Source organism: Streptomyces sp. NPDC051563 (genome assembly GCF_044454225.1).
GTDB lineage: Bacteria > Actinomycetota > Actinomycetes > Streptomycetales > Streptomycetaceae > Streptomyces.
The window spans coordinates 31,995-51,942 of the sequence record NZ_JBITDL010000010.1; the positions used below are offsets into that span (position 1 = coordinate 31,995).

At 69.9% G+C, this 19,948-nt stretch carries 15 protein-coding genes, 1 tRNA gene and 1 pseudogene; 9 read left to right on the plus strand and 8 right to left on the minus strand.

Features of this window, described 5'->3' with window-relative positions:
- Window positions 1-23 precede the first annotated feature (23 nt).
- Window positions 24-464 carry a hypothetical protein gene (locus tag ACIA8F_RS13805; RefSeq protein ID WP_399378526.1) on the plus strand — a complete coding sequence of 147 codons (441 nt, stop codon included), beginning with the start codon at window positions 24-26 and terminating at the stop codon, window positions 462-464.
- Between the two features lie 235 nt (window positions 465-699).
- Here ACIA8F_RS13805 and ACIA8F_RS13810 read toward each other — a convergent pair.
- Both ACIA8F_RS13810 and ACIA8F_RS13815 read right to left on the minus strand, forming a co-directional pair.
- Window positions 700-1,899: pseudogene (locus ACIA8F_RS13810) on the minus strand (IS3 family transposase).
- A gap of 156 nt (window positions 1,900-2,055) precedes the next feature.
- Window positions 2,056-2,568, minus strand: a complete 513-nt coding sequence (locus ACIA8F_RS13815) for an SMI1/KNR4 family protein (RefSeq protein ID WP_399378527.1) — start codon at window positions 2,566-2,568, stop codon at window positions 2,056-2,058.
- 876 nt (window positions 2,569-3,444) lie between these two features.
- Here ACIA8F_RS13815 and ACIA8F_RS13820 point away from each other — a divergent pair.
- Both ACIA8F_RS13820 and ACIA8F_RS13825 read left to right on the plus strand, forming a co-directional pair.
- Window positions 3,445-4,707 carry an MFS transporter gene (locus ACIA8F_RS13820; RefSeq protein WP_399378528.1) on the plus strand — a complete coding sequence of 421 codons (1,263 nt, stop codon included), beginning with the start codon at window positions 3,445-3,447 and terminating at the stop codon, window positions 4,705-4,707.
- 9 nt (window positions 4,708-4,716) lie between these two features.
- Entirely contained in the window at window positions 4,717-5,103 is a 387-nt protein-coding gene (locus ACIA8F_RS13825) for a hypothetical protein (protein ID WP_399378529.1), read from the plus strand.
- 441 nt (window positions 5,104-5,544) lie between these two features.
- Here ACIA8F_RS13825 and ACIA8F_RS13830 read toward each other — a convergent pair whose 3' ends face one another.
- Window positions 5,545-6,930, minus strand: coding sequence for a cystathionine beta-synthase (locus ACIA8F_RS13830; protein WP_399378771.1), 1,386 nt, complete (start codon window positions 6,928-6,930; stop codon window positions 5,545-5,547).
- Between the two features lie 167 nt (window positions 6,931-7,097).
- Between ACIA8F_RS13830 and ACIA8F_RS13835 the strand changes: the two genes are divergently transcribed.
- From ACIA8F_RS13835 to ACIA8F_RS13845, 3 genes are all read left to right on the plus strand, one after another.
- Complete coding sequence (locus tag ACIA8F_RS13835) at window positions 7,098-8,210, plus strand: SGNH/GDSL hydrolase family protein (RefSeq protein ID WP_399378530.1); 1,113 nt, start codon at window positions 7,098-7,100, stop codon at window positions 8,208-8,210.
- A gap of 67 nt (window positions 8,211-8,277) precedes the next feature.
- Window positions 8,278-9,498: an acetyl-CoA C-acetyltransferase gene (locus ACIA8F_RS13840; protein ID WP_399378531.1), complete on the plus strand. Its 1,221-nt coding sequence runs from the start codon at window positions 8,278-8,280 to the stop codon at window positions 9,496-9,498.
- Between the two features lie 416 nt (window positions 9,499-9,914).
- Window positions 9,915-10,739 (plus strand): hypothetical protein, encoded by an 825-nt coding sequence (locus ACIA8F_RS13845; protein WP_399378532.1) that lies wholly within the window; start codon window positions 9,915-9,917, stop codon window positions 10,737-10,739.
- A gap of 19 nt (window positions 10,740-10,758) precedes the next feature.
- Here ACIA8F_RS13845 and ACIA8F_RS13850 read toward each other — a convergent pair whose 3' ends face one another.
- Window positions 10,759-11,133 (minus strand): hypothetical protein, encoded by a 375-nt coding sequence (locus tag ACIA8F_RS13850; protein ID WP_399378533.1) that lies wholly within the window; start codon window positions 11,131-11,133, stop codon window positions 10,759-10,761.
- A gap of 101 nt (window positions 11,134-11,234) precedes the next feature.
- Between ACIA8F_RS13850 and ACIA8F_RS13855 the strand changes: the two genes are divergently transcribed.
- The gene (locus ACIA8F_RS13855) at window positions 11,235-11,465 is read left to right on the plus strand and encodes a DUF4287 domain-containing protein (protein WP_399378534.1); all 231 of its coding nucleotides are present in this window, start codon (window positions 11,235-11,237) and stop codon (window positions 11,463-11,465) included.
- A gap of 91 nt (window positions 11,466-11,556) precedes the next feature.
- Here ACIA8F_RS13855 and ACIA8F_RS13860 read toward each other — a convergent pair whose 3' ends face one another.
- Window positions 11,557-12,414, minus strand: a complete 858-nt coding sequence (locus tag ACIA8F_RS13860) for a Bax inhibitor-1/YccA family protein (protein WP_399378535.1) — start codon at window positions 12,412-12,414, stop codon at window positions 11,557-11,559.
- A gap of 183 nt (window positions 12,415-12,597) precedes the next feature.
- Window positions 12,598-12,679, minus strand: a tRNA-Leu gene (locus tag ACIA8F_RS13865).
- Window positions 12,680-13,121: 442 nt separating this feature from the next.
- Between ACIA8F_RS13865 and ACIA8F_RS13870 the strand changes: the two genes are divergently transcribed.
- Both ACIA8F_RS13870 and ACIA8F_RS13875 read left to right on the plus strand, forming a co-directional pair.
- On the plus strand, window positions 13,122-13,886 hold the full coding sequence (locus ACIA8F_RS13870; RefSeq protein ID WP_399378772.1) for an ABC transporter ATP-binding protein: 765 nt from the start codon (window positions 13,122-13,124) through the stop codon (window positions 13,884-13,886).
- 54 nt (window positions 13,887-13,940) lie between these two features.
- Complete coding sequence (locus tag ACIA8F_RS13875) at window positions 13,941-16,493, plus strand: ABC transporter permease (RefSeq protein ID WP_399378536.1); 2,553 nt, start codon at window positions 13,941-13,943, stop codon at window positions 16,491-16,493.
- Between the two features lie 79 nt (window positions 16,494-16,572).
- On the opposite strand, the gene ACIA8F_RS13880 is transcribed toward ACIA8F_RS13875, so the two are convergent.
- Together ACIA8F_RS13880 and ACIA8F_RS13885 are read right to left on the minus strand one after the other, a co-directional pair.
- Window positions 16,573-17,952, minus strand: a complete 1,380-nt coding sequence (locus ACIA8F_RS13880) for a class I SAM-dependent methyltransferase (protein ID WP_399378537.1) — start codon at window positions 17,950-17,952, stop codon at window positions 16,573-16,575.
- A 207-nt stretch (window positions 17,953-18,159) separates the two neighbouring features.
- Complete coding sequence (locus tag ACIA8F_RS13885) at window positions 18,160-19,545, minus strand: NAD(P)/FAD-dependent oxidoreductase (protein WP_399378538.1); 1,386 nt, start codon at window positions 19,543-19,545, stop codon at window positions 18,160-18,162.
- Window positions 19,546-19,948 lie beyond the last annotated feature (403 nt).

Consider the following 19,948-nt stretch of genomic DNA (forward strand, 5'->3'; position numbering starts at 1 on the left):
GTGGTACCGCCTCATGGGCGAAGGTGTTCGTCGCGCTCCTGCTCGCGCTGCTGGTCACGGCCACCGGCTTCCTCCTGATTGCCCGCCACAGTGGTGACACGCGGAGGGAAGAGGCGTTCGAGGACACGAGGGTGTTCGCCGATCGGTTCGTGGACCAGGTCCTGGCTCGTAAGGCCGAGTTCCCCTTCGACCAGCAGGAAATGCGGAAGGTGATCACCTCCGGCCCGGACATGGCACCGGGGCAGGGGACGCTGTACGACATGCGTCGCACCGACACCACCGTGCGCGTGTTGGTGTATTTCGCCACCCTCTACGAGCGATCCTCGCCGATCCTAGGCTCGGCCCAGGCGAGGGCACAGCGGTGCTTCACCGTCACCTTCTCCGGTGCCGGCACGGACGGCGTCTCGGCCGCCGTCACCGCGCACGACCGTGGCACGTCGTGCGCGGAGCTGGTCGAGCGCTGACAGTAGGGCTGATGTTCGTAGGCGTCTCCCGGCGGGATCTGACCCAAGCTCGGACTGAACTCGGGTCTTCATCAGGATCTGTCAACCTTCGCCGGGAGACGCTCACACGTATCCGCCGGCCGGGCTTCGTGAACCTGTAAGAGCCTGGCCAAAGCTCTCTACCGTCTTGTCCGCTGTGCGGGCGGGTGGGTGAAGTTCCGTCTGAGGTTGATCCGGGGGAGTGGACACCGGGGTTTCATGCGACGAGCGACAGCTTGCTTGTCGTGATCAGTTGTTGTTCGAACTCGGCTGGTGTTCGGTAGCCGAGTGCGGAGTGGCGGCGGCGCCGGTTGTAGTAGGAAAGCCAGCGGAAGAGTTCGAGTCGGGTCTGTGCCTTCGAGTTCCAGCGGCGTCCGTGAAGCAGTTCGCGCTTGAGGCCCTGGAAGAACGACTCGGCAAGGGGAATTACCGTAACTCGAGCCGACCCGGCGGATACCGTGCCGCAGGCAGACCTCGGCGAAGGCGGCCGCGTTGTACTGGGCTCCTCTGTCGGTGTGAAAAACGACGCCGCGGACCCGGCCGCCGCGGGAGCCCACGGCCATCTCGATGGCGTCGGTGACCAGCGAGGTCCGCATGTGGTCCGCGATCGACCAGCCCACGACCTTCCTCGAGCAGATGTCGATCACGGTGGCGAGGTAGAGCCTTGTCGCGCCGACGGCTATTAGGTGATGTCGCCGCACCATTTGGTGTCCAGGGCGTCCACGGTGAAGTCGCGCATCACCAGGTCCGGCACGGGCGGAGCGGTCCTGTCCGCGATCGTCGTCCGCTTCTTCCTCCGCAGGTGCCGGCCGACGATGTCGTTGACCCGCATCAGCCGGGTCACCCGCTTTCGGTTGATGCCCCGCCTCCTCACCCGCAGCTCGGCATGGACGCGCGGCGCACCATATGCCCCTTGGTGTTCGGCATGGATGGCACGGATCTCGGCCACGGTCCGCTTCTCCTCGGCCCGGCGCTCCGCGCGTTCCTGTGCGGTGGCCAGGTACCGGTAGAAGCCGGCGCGGGATGCCCCCAGCACCCGGCAGATCCGCTGGACCCCGAAATCGGCGCGGTTCTCGGAGATGAAGTCCCGGCGGTGGGATCTCACTTCACCTCTCGAGCGAAAGAGGCCGCTGCCCGGCGCAGGATCTCGCGCTCCAGGCGCCACTCCTGCTCAGCCTTGAGTAGCCGGGTGTTCTCCGCCCGCAGCCGGGTCAGTTCCTCGGCCACGCCGACACCGGTTCCACGGCCGTCGGACATGGCCGGGGCCTCATCCTTGCGGACCCATGTCCGCAGCGACTCCGCGGTAATACCGAGAATCCGCGGCCACCGCCGCGTGCGTCCGCTTCCCAGCCGCGGACCGAAAGAGCGCGACAGCGTCCTTCCTGAACTCCTCCGGATACGGAGACCTGCGTCCCACCTGGGCATCCCTCCCTGGACCATCAAGATCCATTGCCAGGGTGTCCACTCCACGGGGTCAGCCGTCCTCACCCTGGAAAGTCAACGCTGATGCATCTCATTGCCGTTCCAGGGTGAGGACGGATTGGCAATGGTCGTCATCCAGTTGGGAACCGTTTCACGACCAGACAAGGCGCCCTTCGGCAACGGAACAGACCGGATAGTCCCCCGCGCCGATCCTCGTCAGCATCTCCGCCACGGAGTCGAAGTAGTGAGCCAGTGACGCGTACTCGCCGGTGACCGTGGGCTCACCCACGAACCATCTGCCGAGACGTCCGTCCCTCGCGTCGATGAACTGCCCCATCCAGCCGTCCCGGTCCGACTGGAAGGGGATCCACTCCTTGCGCCATTCGCACCCACCGGACAAGGGGTGATTCGCGTAGAGCCTCTCCATCGCCCGGATGCCCAGAAAGAAGCTTCCCTCGTCGGGGAATCCGTCGAAGCCGCAGCACATCACGGCGTCGTCGACGTCTTCCTCCGGCAGATCCAGATTGTTCTGCAACAGCCACGTCCGCAGGTCCCCGTGCAGGGAGATCCCCATCCGTTCCTCGGCTGCCGCGAGCATCTGCTCCGTAGCGGGCCCCGGCAGATCCGCGTGATCGACCGGCGCGTGCTCTCGAAGAAGGCTCATCACACGCGACCAACTCTCAGCGACACTCATCGCCCTATGCCCTCTGTCCTCTCTACAGGGATGTCTTCGTCCGACTACGCCACTGCGGAGGTTGGGAAGTACCGGCCGGAGAACCTTGCAGGGATGGCACTTCGAGCATGCGTTCCATCCCTCCCCACAATCACCTTCCGCCCCGAAGCGCAGGACCGGCCCCTCAGCGAAGTGACCGCCCGCGACTTTTCACAGACAACCCACGGTGCCCGGCGGGCCCAGCCGAGGAGCTTCCAGGCTCGAGCGAGGGCCGCGGCGTCACCCTGGAGCGGCGAAGCTGAAAACGCTCACTGAGATATGCGGGTTCATCCACGCGGAGATGGCAAACTACACGGTCGTGTTGTTGTGCACGGTGATGAAGACAGCCCGCTCCACGTACCACGCAAGGGTAGTCGGAGCCGAGGCCCGCGAGACGAGGCGGCGAGCCGATGAGCCCTGCGCCCCCTGATGCGAGGTCGCGCTGACTTGCACGAGCTCACACGCAGCCATAAAGCCCTTGTCAGCCCCACTCTCATTTCCCATGCCCCGGAATGATCATGCTTCGACATTCATCAAACTAATAGTGGGCAGGTCAGCGGGCATGTCAACTCTCATCTCTAGCGGCGGCTCTCATCTCCGGGGCCCTCTCCGGGACCCTCCCCGAGGCCCTCCCCGAGGCCCTCTCCGGGGCCCTCCCCGAGCCCTTCCCGCACGCCCCCAGCCCCTCCCCCGAGCCCTCCCCGCACCCTCCCCCACCCCCCGGATCAATTCGCTTGACCGGCCCGCGGCCCGCACTTGATCCTCAAGGGCCGGACGCCGAGCCCCACCCGGCCAACCCCCCACCGAATCCAAGTGAATTGGCCCCTCATGGCGACTTCGTCCGTCTCCGCTCCACCCCTGCCCCGCACCCGCCTGTGGACCAGGAACTTCGGCCTGTTCTTCACCGCCCGCATCGTGTCCATGCTGGGCGACACGATGATGCCGGTCGCCCTGGCCGTCGCCATGATCTCCCTCGGCCACGGGGTGAGCGGCATCGGGTACGCGCTGGGTGCCTGGATGGGGTCCTTCGCCCTCTTCATCGTCTTCGGCGGGGTGATCGCGGACCGCTTCCACCCCCTGCCACAGATGATCGGCGCGGACGCGGTCCGGTGCGTGGCGCAGGGTTCCTTCGCCCTCTACCTCTGGCTCGGCCACCCCACCCTGTGGTTCGTCATCGCGGGCTCGGTCCTCGGCGGCATCGCGACCGCGATGTTCCAGCCGGGCACCTCCAGCCTCGTCCCCCAGGTGTCCACCGACCCCACCCAGGCCAACGGGGTGCTGCGGGTCAGCCAGGGGATGGCCACGATGGCCGGGCCGGCGCTCGCCGGGGTCCTGGTCGCCGCCACCTCCACGGCCTGGGTGTTCGTGATCGACGCCGCCACCTTCGCGATCAGCGGGGTCTGCCTGGTCGCGCTGCGCCTGCCCCGCTTCGAGGCCGACCGCTCGCAGTCCACCCTGACGAACCTGCGGGAGGGCTGGGACGAGTTCCGCTCCAGGTCCTGGCTGTGGGCGGTGATCCTGATCTGGTGGGTGCTCGGGGTCTTCGTCTGGGGTCCGCTCACCCCGCTCGGCGCGGCCTCGATCATCTCCGAGCACGGCAAGGCCGCCTTCGGGTACGCGGAGGGCGCCTTCGGGGCCGGCTGCGTCCTCGGCGGCCTCGTCGCACTGCGGATCCGCCCGGTCCGCCCGCTGCTCGGGGGCGGCATCGCGATGTTCCTGTTCCCGATGATGCCGCTGGCCGCGGCGCTGGTCCCGGCCCTGCCGCTGCTCATGCTCGGCTACGCGATCAGCGGTGTGGGCTGGGCGTTCTGGGGCGTGCAGTGGTCCACCACGGTGCAGACCCAGATCCCCGGGGACCGGCTCAACCGCGTGACCGCGTACGAGGTGGGCGGTTCGATCCTCGCCATCCCCCTCGGCCAGGTCCTGTCGGGCCCGGCGAGCACCCTCTTCGGTGTCCGTCCGCTCCTGCTGGGCGGGGCCGCCATCAGTCTCGGCTGCGCCCTCGCCCTCCTCCTCGTCCGCCCCGTGCGCGGGCTCGTGCGGCGCGATACGGGGGCTAGCCCCAGTGCCGGCGAGGACGGCGGTTCCTAGGGTGGCGGGATGGAGTCCCAAGAGCTGAAGAAGGAACTCGCCGCCACGCTCGACGCCCGTCGGGAGCTGGGGCCGGAGTACGAGGCCGCGCTGGTGGACTCGTTCGTGGAGAAGGTCGACACGCAGGTCCGCCGGCGCCTCGCCGAGGAACGGCTGACCGCGGCGCGCGGTCCCCGGCCCGGCGCGGCCGGCTCCCCGGAGGGCAACTTCGGCGAACGCTTCGGCTTCGCCATCGTCACCCTGGTGCTCGCGATCCCGCTCTCCGCGATCGGCGCCGCCCAGGCACATCTCAGCGGTCTGGTCGTGGTCTGGCTCGGCATCCTGGGCGTCAACTACGTCCACGCGGCGAAGTTCCCCCGGCACCGGGGCGAGCGCGGCGGCGAGCAGCCGAGCTGACGGCCGGGCAACCGACGGCCGGGCAGGCGCACGGCGGGCCGGCGGGCCGCCTCCGGGCATGTTTATGCGCGGGGACCGCCGCACCCCGGTTTCCCGGGGGCGGGACGACGGCGGTCCCCGCGCAGGACACGGGCCGGGTCAGGGCCGTCCGCGCGTCCGTGGCGTCCAACGCGGTCCGGGAGCCGCTCCGGAAGTGCGCCGACGCCGTTCGTGGTGCCGGCCGGGTCCCGGTCTCCCGGTCTTCCCTGCCGACAACCACCACTGTGCCGGAGCCGTGTTAAGCCGGTGCTGCCGTCACGTGTCGGGCCCGTACCGTTTGCGCGTCGTCCGCGCGCGAACCCGTGCGCGAACCCGTACGGGGACCGCACGAAGGTCCGCACGAAGGCCCGTACGAACCCCGTACGAGGATCCGTACGGGCTCGCACGGGGACCCCGTACGGGCTACTTGGCGCCCTTGGCCAGGAACGCCAGCAGGTCCTGGCGGCTCACCACACCGGTCGGCTTGCCCTCGACCAGCACGATCGCCGCGTCGGCCTCGCCGAGCACCGCCATCAGCTCGGCGACCGGCTCGCCCGAGCCGACCTGCGGCAGCGGTGCGCTCATGTGCTTCTCCAGCGGGTCGCCCAGCGAGGCGCCGCCCGCGAACAGCGCCGCCAGCAGCTCCTTCTCGACGACGGAGCCGATGACCTCGGCGGCCATCACGTCGGGGTGGCCGGCGCCGGGCTTGACGATCGGCATCTGCGAGACGCCGTACTCGCGCAGCACCTCGATGGCCTCGCCGACGGTCTCCTCCGGGTGCATGTGGACCAGCGAGGGGATGCCGCCCGCCTTGTCCGCGAGCACGTCCCGGATGCGGGCGGAGGGGCCCGTGTCCTCCAGGAAGCCGTGTCCGGCCATCCACTCGTCGTTGAAGATCTTGCTGATGTAGCCGCGCCCGCTGTCCGGGAGCAGGACGACGACCACGTCGTCCGGGCCGAGGCCCTCGGCCGCCTTCAGCGCGGCGACGACCGCCATGCCGCAGGAGCCGCCGACGAGCAGGCCCTCTTCCTTGGCGAGGCGGCGGGTCATCTGGAAGGAGTCCTTGTCGGACACCGCGATGATCCCGTCGGCCACCTCCGCGTCGTAGGCGGTCGGCCAGAAGTCCTCGCCGACGCCCTCGACGAGGTACGGGCGGCCCGAGCCGCCGGAGTAGACCGAACCCTCGGGGTCGGCGCCGATGACCTTCACGCTGCCGCCGGACGCCTCCTTGAGGTACCGGCCGGTGCCCGAGATCGTGCCGCCCGTGCCGACGCCCGCGACGAAGTGGGTGATCTTCCCGTCCGTCTGCTCCCAGAGCTCGGGGCCGGTGGTCTCGTAGTGCGAGCGCGGGTTGTTCGGGTTGCTGTACTGGTCGGGCTTCCAGGCTCCCGGGGTCTCGCGCACGAGGCGGTCGGACACGTTGTAGTACGAGTCCGGGTGCTCGGGGTCGACGGCGGTCGGGCAGACCACGACCTCGGCGCCGTACGCGCGCATGACGTTGATCTTGTCAGTCGAGACCTTGTCGGGGCAGACGAAGATGCACTTGTAGCCCTTCTGCTGGGCCACGATGGCGAGTCCTACACCCGTGTTGCCGCTCGTGGGCTCCACGATGGTGCCGCCGGGCTTGAGTGCTCCGCTCTGTTCGGCGGCCTCGATCATCCGTACGGCGATGCGGTCCTTCGCGGATCCGCCGGGATTGAAGTACTCGACCTTGGCAAGGACGGTGGCCTGGAGGCCTTCGGTCACACGGTTGAGCTTCACCAGCGGGGTGTTGCCGACGAGGCTGATCATCGAGTCGTGGAATTGCACCATGTTCTCCAAGGAGGGGACTCCACGGGTTCTCCGGGAGGCACCGCCAGACTATGCGGAAAGGGATTGGCCGACCGTCCGTACGGGGCAGGAAGGTCAACAGGACGGCGGGGTCGAGCAGGCACGGCGCAGGGATCCGGCCAAGGACCGAGAAGGTGGCTTGAAGGGTGTCCAGGGCGAGGACGGCCCGCCGCATCGCGGCGGGGGCGGCGTACGGCGGTGGCGGGATCGGGCTCGTGGGAGCCGCAGCGGTCGGGCTGGTGGTCGCGGAGATGCAGTTCGCGAAGCGGACGGTCGGTACCGGGCTCCCGGATCCGCCGCGCGCGGACGGGCTGTACGGGAGCGAGTTCGGCGGGCCCGAGCTGAGTCCGGGCCCGCTGCGGTTCGGCGTGCTGGGCGATTCCACGGCCGCCGGGCTGGGGGTGCGGCGGGCCCGGCAGACTCCGGGCGCCCTGCTGGCCTCGGGGCTGGCGGCGGTGGCCGAGCGGCCGGTCGAGCTGTGCAACGTGGCCCTTTCGGGTGCCATGTCGGACGATCTGGACCGCCAGACGGGGCTGCTGCTGGACGGTGACGCACCGCCCCCCGACGTGTGCGTGATCATGATCGGCGCCAATGACGTGACCCGCCGGATGCCGCCCACCCAGTCGGTGCGGCTGCTCACCGCGGCCGTACGCCGGCTGCGCCTCGCGGGCTCCGAGGTGGTGGTCGGCACCTGCCCGGACCTCGGCACCATCGAGCCGGTCTACCAGCCGCTGCGGTGGCTGGCCCGCCGGGTCTCGCGCCAGCTCGCGGCCGCCCAGACGATCGGGGTGCTCGCGCTGGGCGCCCGTACCGTATCGATCGGCGACCTGATGGGGACGGAGTTCGCGGCGAACCCCCGCGAGATGTTCGGCCCGGACTCCTACCACCCGTCGGCGGAGGGGTACGCGACCGCGGCCATGGCCATACTGCCGACCCTGTGCGCGGCCCTCGGCGTCTGGCCCGAGTCGGACCGGCTGGACGTGTCGCGCAACGAGGACATGCTCCCGCTGGCCAAGGCCGCCTCCGCGGCGGCCGGGCAGGCCGGCACAGAGGTGACCGGGGCCCGCGGCGCCTGGGCGCTGCTCAAGTACCGGCGCAGGCGGCGGGTGCCGGGCGAGGAACTCACGGAGCAGACGGAGCAGACGGAGCACACTGGAGGTGCCGCGACGGGCGCCGGGGCGACCGGCCCCGCGGGCAGCGGGGCGACCGGCCCCACGGACGCGCCCAGAGCGACCGGAGTCACATCGCAAGGGCAGTGACCTCGACGGTACGGGGCGGTAACTTCGCATGCGGTCCCGGTACGACACCACCTCCCTTGGAGCCCCGATGCCCGAAGCCGTCATCGTTTCCACCGCCCGGTCGCCGATCGGGCGCGCTTTCAAGGGATCCCTCAAGGACGTCCGCCCGGACGACCTGACCGCCACGGTCATCCAGGCCGCCCTCGCCAAGGTGCCCGGCCTGGACCCGCGCGAGATCGACGACCTGATGCTGGGCTGCGGTCTCCCGGGCGGCGAGCAGGGCCACAACCTGGGCCGGATCGTCGCGGTGCAGATGGCCATGGACCACCTGCCCGCCACCACGATCACCCGTTACTGCGCCTCCTCGCTCCAGACCTCCCGGATGGCCCTGCACGCCATCAAGGCGGGCGAGGGCGACGTCTTCATCTCCGCGGGCGTCGAGATGGTCTCCCGCTCCGTGAACGGCTCCTCCGACGGCATCCCGGGCACCCACAACCCGGTCTTCGCCGAGTCCGAGGCCCGCACCAAGGAGGTGGCCGAGTCCACGGGCTCCTCCTGGCACGACCCGCGCGAGGACGGCCGCACCCCCGACGCGTACATCGGGATGGGGCAGACCGCGGAGAACCTGGCCCGGCTCAAGGGCGTGACCCGCGCCGACATGGACGAGTTCGGCGTGCGCTCGCAGAACCTGGCCGAGGAAGCCATCAAGAACGGCTTCTGGGCCCGCGAGATCACCCCGGTCACCACCCCGGACGGCACGGTCGTCTCGCAGGACGACGGCCCGCGCGCCGGGGTCACCCTGGAGGCCGTCCAGGGCCTCAAGCCCGTCTTCCGTCCCGACGGCCTGATCACGGCCGGCAACTGCTGCCCGCTGAACGACGGCGCCGCGGCGCTGGTCGTCATGAGCGACACCAAGGCGCGCGAGCTGGGCCTGACCCCGCTGGCCCGGATCGTCTCGACCGGCGTCACCGGCCTCTCCCCCGAGATCATGGGCCTGGGCCCGGTCGAGGCCTCCAAGCAGGCGCTGAAGCGGGCGGGCCTGACCGTAGGCGACATCGACCTCTTCGAGATCAACGAGGCCTTCGCGGCCCAGGTGATCCCCTCCTACCGGGACCTGGAGATCCCGCTGGAGAAGCTGAACGTCAACGGCGGGGCCATCGCCATCGGTCACCCCTTCGGGATGACCGGCGCCCGCATCACCGGCACGCTGATCAACAGCCTGCAGTTCCACGACAAGCAGTTCGGCCTCGAAACCATGTGCGTGGGCGGCGGCCAGGGCATGGCCATGATCATCGAGCGGCTGAGCTGAGTCGGAGCGGGGGGTAGGGGTCGCCCTGAGGCACGAAGGGCGGCACCTGCCCGCCGCGGAGGCTCAGCTCAGCGCGACCACAAGATCGAGCGTCTCAGCTAGTCCGACGGGAGCGGGGTCGTCGGGATCATGAGCCGAGGCCAGACGCCGTAAGGGATCCGCTTGATCCCTTAGCGGCGTACTGACATCGAATCTAACCCTGTCGCCGCCATTCTGTGACCAAATGTCCCCCAGGATGTGACCTTCGTCCTGGGGGATCACTGTTTTCGCAGGTCAGGGCGGTTCCCGAGGGGGCGATCAGGACGAAAGGCCTGTCCAATTCATGACGTAATGCACTGCTGCCCATTCCCAGGACGGGACAAGCTGATGTAGGAAGTCGGGGGATCGAATCAATCAGGAGTTAGTCAGTGAGCGCCATGTCTCTTGCCCTACTGCTGACCACGGCCGCTGCCACGGCCGTCGGCGCTGCTGCGCTGCACGCCGTCCACGGCCTGCGCAAGCAGGTCACCGCACTGCGCGGTGAGCTGACGGTTTCGCACCCCCGTGGCGCCGCCGCCACCGTTCCGCACGCCCGCAGCGCAGTGGAGTCCCCCGCCGCCGAGATACGAGCCGCCGTCGCCGAGGCCCTGGCCGAGGAGCGCGAGCGCGAGCTCGCCGAGGCGCGCGCGTTCTGGGCCGCACAGGAGGCCCGTGACGCCGCCGACGCCCCCTCGCTGCTGGGCGGCCTGTCCGGCCTCGGCGAGGAGAGCCCGGTCTTCCTGCCCCGGCAGGCGGACCTGGTCGGCCTGGAGCCGCTCCTGGGCGACGGCCTCGAGGGGGCCGACGACTACACGGCGTACCCGGAGGACTCGGCCGAGCTGGCCGCCGCCCGCCGGCGCCACCCCTCGCACCCGGACTTCGTCCCCGTGCAGGCCTCGCACCCCGGCGCCGACCACGAGCGCACGGTCAACCGCCTGGAGGAGCTCGCGGAGGCCCGTACGGCCCTCGCGGACGTCCGCCCCGGCCCGCTGGGCACCCTGGACGTGTACGTCTTCACCGACGGCACCACGCTCTGCATGACCCCGGGGCACCGGGAGACCGCCGAGCGGCTCGCCGACGCCCTGCGTTCGGGCAGCGCGCCGGTCCTGCTGGGCGGCTCGGGCATCTCCGGCGCCTACGCCCTGACCTTCTCCTGCGGCGACTCCGAGGACCCGGACAGCAACGTCTACATCCTCGCCGACCGGGTCATCGCCTCGCTCTGAGCCCCCGTACCGGTCCGCGTCACCGCAGCGCCCCGGCTTCCACCTGTTCCACCAGCCGAACGGCCTCGTCCAGCACCTCGGACGGGGCCTTCGCCGTGTCCGTCGCGGCGTGCAGGGCTTCGGCGAGGTCCAGCCCGGCCACGGCCAGCTGGTCGCCGACGACGAAGATCCCGGCATCGGGCATCGTCCGCGCCACCGTCTGCGCCGGAGCCGCCCCCGCGGCGTCCCCGGCGCCCGCGGAGGCCGCCTCCAGCCGCTGCGCCCTCAGCGAGAGCTCCCGGGCCAGGTCCAGCGCCACCGCGGCGGCGCCCTGCTGGAGCCTGCTCTGCGGGGCCGCCCGCAGCCGGTCGGCGAAACGTTCCACGGCGGCGGTCAAGGGTGAGGTATCGAGCACCCGGCCGACCTTACGCGCCGCCCCGGCGCCATTGCCAACGGGCGAACTCTCCGGCACGGTGGCGTGAAGAGAGCAGCACGGCGATACCTCCGGAGGCGCCCATGTCCGTCGAGTTCTCCGAGCAGACCCACCGCAACATGATCGACAGAATCCCCCGTTCCACCGGTCGTGAAGTGTCCGACTGGCTCCGCACCGTGGACGAAGGTCCCTCCCTCGTCCGGTTCGAAGAGAAGGTCAGCTGGCTGCTCGGCGCGCACGAGCTGTCGTACGGCCAGGCCAAGGCGATCATCCACGAGTACGACCTGCGCAGGGCCGCCCGCAAGTTCGGCTGAGCCGGCCCCTGCCCCTGTCCACAGCCCCCGACATGCGGGAAGGCCCCGCGAGCGCGTGCTCGCGGGGCCTTCCTCGGCTGTACCGGGGGTACTAGTCGCCCTTGAGGATGGAGATCAGGCGCAGCATCTCCATGTAGATCCACACCAGGGTCATGGTGAGGCCGAAGGCCGCCAGCCAGGACTCCTCGCGGGGGGCGCCGTAGGTCACGCCGTCCTCGACCATCTTGAAGTCCATGGCGAGGAAGGCGGCACCGAGCAGGATGCCGATGACACCGAAGAGGATGCCGAGGCCGCCGCTGCGGAAGCCGAGGCCGTCGCCGCCGCCGAAGACGGAGAACAGCATGTTGACGACCATCAGCAGCATGAAGCCGATGGCGGCCGCCGTCACGAAGCCGACGAAGCGCCGGTTCACCCTGATCCAGCGCATCTTGTAGGCGATCAGCACGCCGGCGAAGACGCACATCGTGCCCATGACGGCCTGGACGACCGTGCCGGGACCGACGTAGGTGCTGACGGCCGAGCTGATGACGCCGAGGAAGACGCCCTCGAAGGCCGCGTACGCCAGGATCAGTGCCGGGACCGGCTTGGCCTTGAACGACTGGACCATCGCGAAGACGAACGCGATGAGCGCGGCGACGAAGGCGATGGCGTACGACTTGTTGATGTTGGCCGGGTCGACCGGAAGCGTGATCCAGGAGATCGCCGCCGTCAGGATGACCGTGCCGAGCGTCAGGGCCGTACGGCTCACGACGTCGTCGATGGTCATCGCATTGCCGCGGACCGGCGCCTGCGGCATACCCGTGGCCGGGTCGGTCGCGTAGGGGTTGGTCGCGTACGGGTTGGTGGCGGTCCCGGCCTGGGCCTGGGGCTGCTGCGTGCCGAAGCCCGCATAAGCACCGTTGTCGCGGCTGAATCCCCGTCGCGAGAAGACCGGGTTGCTGCTCCTCATCTCACTCCTCCATGGCCACCGTGCGCGGCCTTGGAGTCAAGAGTAATGCGAACGCAAAGAAATCGCCCTACTGCTGGAGGAGGATCTTTCCCCGCCGGTACGGGCCCTGCTCGGGCGGTCCGGCGGGGGCACCCCTGGCGCCCCCGCCGTACGCACGTTCCGGCCTGAAACGGAACGTCATCGTGCCCGAAGCCGGACTTGAACCGGCACGACCCGAGGGTCAGCGAGGTTTAAGCTCGCCGTGTCTGCATTCCACCATCCGGGCAGGGCGTAGCGGCCCCGTAGGAAAAGCCTTGAACGCTACGCCGAGCCTATCCGGAACACTTACGCCCCCACCTGGGCGTCTCGCCGATGTTGTCTGATTTTATTGGCGATTGATGACGCGTCAGGGGACAGAAGGCGCGGTCGGCACGTTCCGGGCGTCGATCATGGCCGCCACGGGATTGACGGGATTTCGATGGCCCGCGCCACCCCGCACGCCACCCTGTGCGCCACCCCCTCGGCCGGGCTCCGCTTCCCGTACCTCCGCGGGGCCGCCGTCATACCAAAGGAGGAGGCGCGGGCCCCCGTGGTCAGTCTCCGGTGGACCGGAGAACGGGCATCACGGCTGATCCGGAGAGGGCGGGGCGCCGCGACGATTGAGGGGTCCCGCCAACCGCGGACCGTGAGCCCGGTCCGTCCTTCGAGGAGCCGCCCCCGTGACCACCATGAACTACGCCCCGCACACCACCCAGGCCGTCGCCGCGCGCGCCACCGGCCTCTCCAAGGTGTACGGCCAGGGCGAGACCCAGGTGGTCGCTCTGGACAACGTCTCCGTCGACTTCGCGCAGGGCCAGTTCACCGCGATCATGGGCCCCTCCGGTTCCGGCAAGTCCACGCTGATGCACTGCGTCGCGGGCCTGGACACCTTCTCCGCCGGATCGGTCCGCATCGGCGAGACCGAGCTGTCCACCCTGAAGGACAAGCAGCTCACGCAGCTGCGCCGGGACAAGATCGGCTTCATCTTCCAGGCCTTCAACCTGCTGCCGACCCTGACGGCCCTGGAGAACATCACGCTCCCCATGGACATCGCCGGCCGCAAGCCCGACCAGCAGTGGCTGGACGCGGTGATCAGCATGGTCGGCCTCTCCGAGCGCCTCTCCCACCGCCCCACCCAGCTCTCCGGCGGCCAGCAGCAGCGCGTGGCCGTGGCCCGCGCCCTGGCCTCCCGCCCCGAGATCATCTTCGGTGACGAGCCCACCGGAAACCTCGACTCGCGCTCCGGCGCCGAGGTCCTGGGCTTCCTGCGCAACTCCGTGCGCGAGCTCGGCCAGACCGTCGTCATGGTCACCCACGACCCGGTCGCCGCCTCCTACGCGGACCGCGTCATCTTCCTCGCCGACGGCCGGATCGTCGACGAGATGATCCAGCCCACCGCCGACGGCGTGCTCGACCGCATGAAGGCTTTCGACGCCAAGGGCCGCACCAGCTGAGGGACGTCCCTCGCCTCCGTCCCCGCTGACCCCTGACCCCAGGACTCCTCCACCATGTTCCGTACCGCCCTGCGCAACGTGCTCGCGCACAAGGCACGGCTGCTGATGACGGTGCTCGCCGTCGTCCTCGGCGTCGCCTTCGTCTCCGGCACGCTCGTCTTCACCGACACCGTCGGCAAGGCGATGTCGAACCAGTCCGCCAAGAGCTTCGACGGCGTGGCCGTCTCCGTCACCTCCCAAGGCCCCTCGCGCAACGACGAGGGCGTCAAGGAGGGCGAGCCGGGCATCAGCCAGCAGACCCTCGACAAGGTCAAGGCCCTCGGCGGCGTCGAGAGCGCTTCCGGCCGGGTCAGCGGCTTCGCCGCCGTGGGCGACCAGGACGGCAAGCTGATCGGCACCGGCTGGGCCAACACCGGCGCCAACTTCGTCCCCCTCAAGGACGGCAAGGACCCCCGCTACGCCTTCACCTCGGGCAACGGACCGGCCAAGGCCGGCGAGATCGCCCTCGACCAGGAGACGGCCAAGCGCGGCAAGTACGCGGTGGGCGACAAGGTCCGGGTGGCCGACAACGGCCCGGCCAAGGAGTACACCCTCACCGGTGTCTTCACCACCGAGGACGGCGCGGTCAACGCGGGCGGCTCGCTCGTGCTGTTCGACACCCCGACCGCCCAGCAGCTCTACCTGGAGCCCGGCTACTACGGCGAGCTCTCGGTCAGCGCCAAGGCCGGCACGAGCGCCGACCAGCTGCTCACCGGGATCAAGCCGCTCATCGGCAAGGACGCCAAGGCCCAGACCGGCGCGGCGCTCGCCGCCCAGCAGGCCAAGGACATCGAAGCCGGCATGGGCAGCATGAACCAGATGCTGCTGACGTTCGCGCTGATCTCGCTCTTCGTGGGCGTCTTCCTGATCTACAACACCTTCACCATGCTGGTCGCCCAGCGCACCAAGGAACTGGCCCTGCTGCGCGCCGTCGGCGCCAACCGCGGCCAGGTCAAGCGCTCGGTCCTGGCCGAGGCCCTGGTCGTCGGCGTGATCTCCTCCGCCATCGGCCTGATCGCCGGCGTCGGGCTCGCGGCCGGCATGCGCTCCGCGATGAACGCCTTCGACGTCAAGATCCCCGCCGGTCCGCTGGTCGTCGCCCCCGTCACCGTCATCGCGGCGATCGTCATCGGCGTCTTCGTCACGATGCTCGCCGCCTGGCTGCCCGCCCGCCGCACCGCCAAGATCTCCCCGGTCGCCGCGATGGGCAGCGCCCACCTGCCGGCCTCCTCGAAGTCCCTGGTGCTGCGCAACAGCCTCGGCGGCGCCGTCACCCTGCTCGGTCTGCTCGGCATCCTCGGCGGCGCGATGACCGGCAAGGACGGCAAGATGCTCATCGGGGCCGGCGCCTTCCTCACGATGATCGGCATCATCATCCTGCTGCCGGCCCTCTCCCGCCCGGTCATCGCGGCGGTCCGCCCGCTGCTGGAGAAGGTCTTCGGCGTCGCCGGCAAGCTGGCCGCGCAGAACGCGGTCCGCAACCCGCGCCGCACCGCCGTCACCGCCGCCTCGCTGGCCATCGGCCTGACCCTGGTCACCGCCCTGTCCGTACTCGGCATCACGATGGGCAAGGCCATCGACCGGATGACGACGGACAACCTCAAGGCCGACTACAAGGTCTCCATGGGCGAGAGCTTCGGCAGCCTGGACCCCTCCGTGATCCCGGCCCTGGAGAAGGCCGCGGGCGTCAAGGCGGTCTCCCCGCAGCAGGCCGGCGACTTCAAGGTCGGCGACGGCGACACCTACCGCTCCGTCTCCGGGGTCAACCCGGCGACCATCGGCCAGCTCCTCAACTTCGACGTGACCAGCGGTCAGCTGACCAGCCTCGCCAAGGGCGAGGTGGCGGTCGCCGAGAAGACCGCCACGACGGACGGCCTGTCGGTCGGCTCCCCCCTGAAGGTCACCTTCCCCGACAAGAAGACGGCGACCCTGAAGGTCGGCGCGGTCTACAAGGACATGGAGGGCATGCTCTCCCCCTACGTGATCGACTCCCGGATCCTCGACCAGCACGACGAGAAGCCGTACCTGCGCGAGGTCCTCGTCAAGATGGACGGCGGCCCCTCCGCCAAGGGCGAGCAGGCCCTCGTGGACGCCCTCGGCAAGAACCCGGCGATCACCTTCGCCACCCAGCAGGACATCCGCAACGAGATGGGCGGCATGATCAACACCGCCCTGAACATCATGTACGGCCTGCTCGCCATGGCGCTGATCATCTCGGTCCTCGGCGTCGTCAACACCCTGGCGATGTCCGTTTACGAGCGGACGCAGGAGATCGGCATGCTGCGGGCCATCGGCCTGGACCGCGGCCGGGTCAAGAACATGATCCGGCTGGAAGCCATCGTGATCTCGCTCTTCGGCGCGGTGATCGGCGTGGTGCTCGGCACCTTCATCGCCTGGGCCGTCGGCGAGACCATCAAGGGCTCGATCCCGAACTACGCCCTGCAGATCCCCTTCGACCGGATCGCGATCTTCATGCTGCTGGCCGGCATCGTCGGCGCCCTGGCGGCCATGTGGCCCGCCCGCAGCGCGGCCCGGCTGAACATGCTGACCGCGATCAAGACGGAGTAGCCCCGCACCGCCTCAGCACGCCGCAGGGCCCCGCGACCTCCCGTCGCGGGGCCCTGCGGCGTTTCCCTGCCCTACGGGGCTACGCCGGCCACTCCCGGGCGCGCAGCGGCAGACCCGAGGCGGACCGGGTCCCCGTGCGCACCGCGAGCACCTGGTTGACGCCGAGGCGGTTGTGCTCGAAGGCGAGCGCCGAGGCGGCCATGTAGAGCTGCCAGACCCTCGCCCGGCCGGGCGAGGTCAGCCGCTGCGCCTCCTCCCAGTGCTCCTCCAGCCGGGCCACCCAGGCCCGCAGGGTGAGCGCGTAGTGCTCGCGCAGCGCCTCCACGTCGCGGACCTCGAAGCCGGCCCGTTCCAGCTCGCCGACGGTGGTGCCCAACGGGGACAGCTCCCCGTCGGGGAAGACGTAGGCGTCTATGAACTCGTCGATCCGGTAGGCCTCCTCGTCCGGCTCGGGGCGCCGCGCGATCTGGTGGTTCAGCAGCCTGCCGCCCGGCCGCAGCAGTCCGTACAGGCTCCGGGCGTACGTGCGGTAGCGGTCGGCGCCGACGTGTTCGGCCATCCCGATGGAGGAAATGGCGTCGTACGGCCCGTCCTTGACGTCCCGGTAGTCCTGGACCCGGATCTCGACGAGGTCGGCCAGGCCCTCTTCCGCGACCCGCTTGCGGGCGTAGGCGGCCTGTTCCCGCGAGAGCGTGATCCCGGTGACCTTCGCCCCGTACTCCCGGGCCGCGTGCAGGGCCATCGAGCCCCAGCCGCAGCCGACGTCCAGGAGCCGGTCCCCGGGTCTGAGGGCGAGCTTGCGGCAGACCAGGTCCAGCTTGTCCCGCTGGGCGTCCTCCAGGCTCCCGCCGGGGGTCCAGTAGGCGCAGGAGTACACCATGGACGGGCCGAGCACCCGCTCGTAGAAGGTGTTGCCCACGTCGTAGTGGTGGCTGATGGCGCGCCGGTCGCTGCCCCGGGTGTGCCGTGGCTGCCCAGGGCCGCCACGGCGGTGGGCCTCCTCGGGCGGCGGGGCCGGTCTGGTCCACGGCCGGGCCAGGCCCACCAGGCTCCGCACGGCGGCCCGGGCGTGCGGATCGCGCAGCAGGGCGGCGGGCCCGGCGCCCTTGCCGTTGTCCTTGCTCTTGCTCTTGCTCTTGTTCTTGTTCTTGTTCTCGTTCTGGGCGGGCGCCTCGGCGCCGGGTTCGCGGTCCGGTTCCCAGAGCAGCCCGCCGACCCGGTCCAGCAGCTCGAACAGGTCACCGTCGACGGTCAGGTCCCCGGCCACCCAGGCGCGGGCCAGGCCGAGCTCGCCCGGCTTCCACAGGATCCGGCGCAGGGCGCGCCGGTTGGCCAGGACCAGGATGGGCCCGCCGAGCGGGCCGGCCTCGCTGCCGTCCCAGGCCCGGATCCGGACCGGGAGGGGGGCTCCCATCAGGGTTGCGGCTAAAGCGGCCAGCCGCGGCGCGGCGTCGTTCATGCGGGTTCCTCCGAGGGGCGCTGACGTGCTCCGACAAGTTCCGACCGCACGGCATACCCGGATCCGGTCCCGAATATGCCGAAGGGGCCGCCCGCACCACGGATGGCGGGCGGCCCCTTCGGGACACACTGGGTCCTACTGGTCCTACTGGTCCTGCTGGTCCTACGGGGTTCTGCTGGTCCTACTGATCCTGCGGGTCCTGCGGGGTCAGGAGGCCTTGGCCTTCTCGGCCGGGGCAGCGACGGCGGCCGGAGCCGGCGCCGGCTTGGCGGCCTCGTAGAACTCCTCGCGGGGGCTCTCCAGGGCGCCGAGGGAGACGACCTCGCGCTTGAGGAACATCGCGAGGGTCCAGTCGGCGAAGACGCGGATCTTGCGGTTCCAGGTCGGCATGGCCATGCCGTGGTAGCCACGGTGCATGTACCAGGCGAGACGGCCCTTGAGCTTGATCTTCATCTTGCCCATGACGATCATCGCCACGCCCTTGTGGAGGCCGAGGCCCGCCACCGCACCCTTGTTGGAGTGCGAGTACTCGGCCTGCGGGAAGCCCCGCATGCCCGAGATGACGTTGTCGCCGAGGACCTTGGCCTGGCGCAGCGCGTGCTGGGCGTTCGGCGGGCACCAGGCGTTCTCCACGCCGGCCTTGCGGGCGGCGAGGTCGGGCACCTGGGCGTTGTCGCCGGCGGTCCAGATGTAGTCCGTGCCCTTGACCTGGAGGGTCGGCTCGGCGTCCACGTGGCCGCGGGGGCCCAGCGGGAGGCCGTAGCGGGCCAGCACCGGGTTGGGCTTGACGCCGGCGGTCCACACGAGGGTGTTGGAGTCGACCTCGAGGCCGTTCTTCAGCACCACGTGGCCGTCCACGCAGGAGTCCATGGAGGTGTTCAGGTAGATCTCGATGCCGCGCGACTCGAGGTGCTCCTTGCCCCAGGTGCCGAGCTTGGGCCCGACCTCGGGAAGGATCTTGTCGGCCGCGTCGACCAGGATGAAGCGCATGTCCTCGCGCTTGATGCTGGAGTAGTACTTCGCGGCGTCGCGGGCCATGTCCTCGACCTCGCCGATCGTCTCGGCGCCGGCGAAGCCGCCGCCGACGAAGACGAAGGTGAGGGCCTTGCGGCGGACGTCCTCGTCCGTCGTGGACTCGGCCTTGTCGAGCTGCTCGAGTACGTGGTTGCGCAGGCCGATGCCCTCTTCCACGCCCTTCATGCCGATGCCCTGTTCGGCGAGGCCGGGGATCGGGAAGGTGCGGGAGACGGCGCCGAGCGCGATCACCAGGTAGTCGAAGGGCAGCTCGTACGCCTCGCCGACCAGCGGCGTGACGACGGCGACCTTGCGGTCCTGGTCGATGTTCGTGACCCGGCCGGTGAGGACCTCAGCCTTCGGAAGCACGCGTCGCAGCGGTACGACGACGTGCCGAGGCGAGATGCTGCCTGCGGCCACTTCGGGGAGGAAGGGCTGGTAGGTCATGTACGAGCGCGGGTCGACGACCGTGACGGTCGCCTCGCCGTAACGCATCTTCTTCATGATGCGCTTGGCTGCGTACAGGCCTACGTACCCACCTCCTACAACGAGGATCCTGGGACGCTCCGTGGTGCTCATGAGGAAAAGTATCCAGCACCCCAAGGGGTGACGCTCGTGAGCCCCTTCACAAGGACCTCGGGCCCCTCTGCTACACTCCGCCGCCCACGTGACCGAGGTCATGGCGCGAAGCGGGAACCAGCGTGTAACGGGAGTCGTTGAACACCAGTCCCGACCTGGCCTCCAGGCCCTCAAGCGGAGTAGACCACCGGCTTCGTGGATACCTACCGCCAGAGCCCCGCGACGACCTTCATTCGCACGAACGCGAGCAAAAAGAAGGCCCCGGGGGCTCCGGACTCACCCAAAAGGCTCCTCCGGAGCCCTCACGGGCACCTTTTCCTTGTGAAGAACTTCACGAAGTTCATGTGGACGACGGGACCAATGACCCCCGAACGGCCCCCCGAGAGCCCTTCTTGACCCTCGA